The organism is Rhodococcus sp. (in: high G+C Gram-positive bacteria) (genome assembly GCF_049591685.1).
Classification (GTDB): Bacteria; Actinomycetota; Actinomycetes; order Mycobacteriales; family Mycobacteriaceae; genus Rhodococcoides.
Genome location: NZ_JBAWFH010000437.1, coordinates 1 through 3,327, shown reverse-complemented (window position 1 = coordinate 3,327; position 3,327 = coordinate 1). Strand labels below are relative to the sequence as shown.

General features: G+C 66.7%; 3 protein-coding genes and 1 pseudogene. 2 read left to right on the top strand and 2 right to left on the bottom strand.

Going from position 1 to position 3,327, the window contains the following annotated elements; genetic code table 11:
* Together WBQ44_RS18395 and manB are read left to right on the top strand one after the other, a co-directional pair.
* A pseudogene (locus WBQ44_RS18395) lies at positions 1-231 on the top strand (dTDP-Rha--alpha-D-GlcNAc-pyrophosphate polyprenol alpha-3-L-rhamnosyltransferase); the annotation flags it as partial.
* Complete coding sequence (gene manB / locus WBQ44_RS18390; protein ID WP_495568112.1) at positions 221-1,306, top strand: mannose-1-phosphate guanylyltransferase; 1,086 nt, start codon at positions 221-223, stop codon at positions 1,304-1,306. The pseudogene WBQ44_RS18395 and the gene manB, both read left to right, overlap by 11 nt.
* 45 nt (positions 1,307-1,351) lie before the next feature.
* Here the strand turns inward: manB and WBQ44_RS18385 are convergent, their stop codons facing one another.
* Complete coding sequence (locus WBQ44_RS18385; protein ID WP_495568111.1) at positions 1,352-1,906, bottom strand: NUDIX hydrolase; 555 nt, start codon at positions 1,904-1,906, stop codon at positions 1,352-1,354.
* Entirely contained in the window at positions 1,903-3,258 is a 1,356-nt protein-coding gene (locus WBQ44_RS18380; RefSeq protein WP_495568110.1) for a coenzyme F420-0:L-glutamate ligase, read from the bottom strand. Before WBQ44_RS18380 ends, WBQ44_RS18385 begins: the two co-directional genes overlap by 4 nt.
* Between the last annotated feature and the right edge of the window lie 69 nt (positions 3,259-3,327).

Here is a 3,327-nt window from a genome sequence, read left to right as displayed (position 1 = left end):
GGCCGACATCCGGAACTGATGCTCCCTGCGCACCATTCGAGTGCCTACCGCTTCCAGGCCGATCGGCACCCGCACCCGTGGCAGGCTCCCCTACGATGGGCTTTGCGCGCAGGTCTGGCCGCGCGCTCGAAGGTGGTTGTGGCTTCGGCACTTCGAGTGCGACAGACCGAAGAACGACAGGGCGATGCACGACAGGGCGACGACAACAGAGAGGCCGACCATGTCAGCTGATACACGCAAGACAACAGATGCAGTGATTCTGGTGGGTGGCAAAGGAACTCGGCTCCGCCCCCTGACCCTCTCGGCTCCGAAGCCGATGCTGCCGACTGCGGGTCTGCCGTTTCTGCACCACCTGCTTGCGCGAATCAAGAGCGCCGGTATCGAGCACGTCGTTTTGGGAACGTCGTTCAAAGCCGAAGTGTTCGAGGAGCATTTCGGTGACGGGTCTTCGCTGGGCATCGAACTCGAATACGTCACCGAAACCGAGCCCATGGGGACGGGCGGCGGCATTCGGAACGTTCTGCCGCGGTTGCGTGCCGACAATGTGCTGGTCTTCAACGGAGACGTTCTGGGCGGAACCGACCTGACAGCGGTCATGGACACGCACGCCAGAACGGAAGCCGACGTCACCCTTCACCTCGTCCGCGTGGGCGACCCGCGAGCCTTCGGCTGCGTTCCGACCGACGAAAACGGCCGGGTCACCGCATTTCTGGAGAAGACGCAGGATCCTCCGACCGACCAGATCAACGCGGGCTGCTACGTCTTCAGGCGCGAGATCATCGAGAGCATCGCCCACGACCGGCCGGTGTCGGTCGAGCGAGAAGTGTTTCCGGCGCTGCTGGCCGAGGACAAACGCGTCTACGGCCACGTCGACAGCGCGTACTGGCGTGACATGGGTACGCCCGAGGACTTCGTCAAGGGTTCCGCCGACCTCGTGCGCGGTATCGCACCGTCGCCCGCACTGTCCGGCGTCCGTGGCGAATCGCTGGTGCATCCCAGTGCGGGCGTGGCTCCCGGTGCATTGTTGATCGGCGGCACCGTTATCGGGCGGGGCGCCGAAATCGGCGCGGGCGCAAGGCTCGACGGCGCGGTGGTCTTCGACGGCGCTGTCGTCGAAGCGGGAGCGGTGGTCGAACGATCCATCCTGGGTTTCGGATCACGCATCGGACCACGCGCTCTGGTCCGCGACGCCGTCATCGGCGATGGAGCCGACATCGGTGCCCGTTGCGAACTGCTCCGCGGCGCCCGCGTGTGGCCCGGGGTCAAGCTGCCCGACGGCGGAGTTCGGTTCTCCACCGACGTGTAACTTCCGGCCGTCAGGGAACTTTCGCGAAGTCGACAGGTGCGCTGTCTATCTGTCGCGTTCTGCCGCGAGACCGACGAGGTGGGTGATCGTGTCCACTTCGGCGGTCTCCGGTAAAGCGTCGACCGGCCACCATCGCAGATCCGTGGACTCCTCGCTGCGCACCGCCCGTGCGCCGGCTTTCGCTCGGACGAGGAACCGAAGGTCCAGATGCCGGGTCGGCTTGCCGAGGGAGCACGTGATCGGGTGCGTGTGCGCCGACAGTAGGTGCGCGTCGATGGCGAGATCCTCGATGCCCGATTCCTCACGCGCTTCCCGCAGCGCTGCATCGACGAGGGTGTCGTCGGACTCCTCGCAGTGCCCACCGAGCTGAATCCACCGACCTACGCGTGGATGCAACGTCAGAAGGACGTTGCGGCCGGTGGCGTCGAGGACGAGCGACGACGCGGTGATGTGGCCGGGTTCGTTGGCGCGGAGGCACCCGTTCGGATTGGACGCCAGGAATGCCAGCATGGTGTGCCGTAGCGAGTCGTCCTGCCAGCTGGCTGTGGTCCACTCCTCGAGCGCCGCGACGGCGGATTCGCGGAGCGTCCGCGCAGTCACAATTCCACCAGTTCGACGTCGAGCGGGCGCGGCGTTCTGGGTGACAGCTCCTCTTCGGGATGCCCGATTGCGATGGCGCCCAGGGGTTTCCACTCGATACCGACTCCGAGTACGGCACGGACGACATCTGCGGCGAAGATCGTCGACCCGATCCAGCAGCTGCCGAGACCCCGGACTGCGAGCGAGACGAGCAGAGCCTGTACAGCCGCACCGACCGCCACGGTGAACATGGTGTCTTCCGCCCGGGTGCGGCGTTCGTCGGGATAACGGTGTGCGCCGTCGGGCACGCAGAACGGAATGATTACCTCGGGCGCGGCGAACAGTATGTCGCCGCGGCCGATACGCGCCTCGATTCGGTCCTCGCTCAGCCCGTCCGCTCGGAGGTCTGCGCGCCATGTCTCTTTCATTGCCTCGAGCAACCGAGTGCGAACGGCCGGAGTGCGTATCCAGACGAATCTGACGGGCCTCGTGTGGTGGGGCGCAGGCGCGGTAAGAGCATCCGCGATTGCGGCACGGAGTTCGTGCGGGTCGACGTCGTCGTCGGTAAATGTGCGGACCGAGCGCCGCAGCAGGACAGCTTCACGTCGGCCGCGGGTCATGGACTCGGCCGTTCCGAGCCAGAACAGATCGTCCTCACCGGGCCTGACCAGATCGCGTGCGCAGGAGCCGTCGTCCGCAGGAGTCAGCCCACGGACCACGGCGACGGGCACCGCTCCCAACTTGCCCTTGACCAGGTCGCCCGCGGCGGCGATCTCGTCGGCCACGGCAACCTCGGTGACGACCAATTCGTTGCCTTGACCGTCCTCTGCGCCTGCGTAGGCGTGCACCACCGCCAAACCTGCACTGCCGATGGCGGCGTCGGTCTGCCCGATGCGCCATGCGCGGCCCATCGTGTCCGTCACGACGACCGCGACGCGAACGCCCAGCGATTCGGCAAGAGCGGATCGCAGCGCCGCTGCGCTGGCGTCGGGATCCTCGGGCAGCAGCGCCAACTCTGCGCGATCGACGTTGGACCCGTCGATCCCCGAGGCCGCCTGGACGATGCCCAGCTTGTTCTCGGTGATGAGCGTGCGGCCCTTACGGGCGACGACGCGAACGGCTTCTCGGTCGACGAGAACTCGACGTGCGGCGTCGCGTTCCTCCGGGTCGAGGGGCGCGTCGACCAGCCTGCCCTCGACCTTGGACACAACCTTGCTCGTCACGACCAGGATGTCGTCGTCGCGAAGCCACGGGGCGCAGTGGGCGATTGCGCTCGCGAGGTCGTCGCCCGGTCGGAACTCGGGGAGTCCGAGGACCGGAATGATCTCGATGCTTCCGCCGGGTGCATGGTCGGTGGGCGCGACGGTACTCACAGGTCGAGACCAGCCGACCGGAGTGCGACGGCCGCCATGTCAGCGGTCGTGCTCGGATCGGTCATCAGT

Bases quoted from the DNA above. Each gene is read 5' to 3' on its own strand.
- manB (WP_495568112.1), top strand. From the start codon at position 221: ATGTCAGCTGATACACGCAAGACAACAGATGCAGTGATTCTGGTGGGT.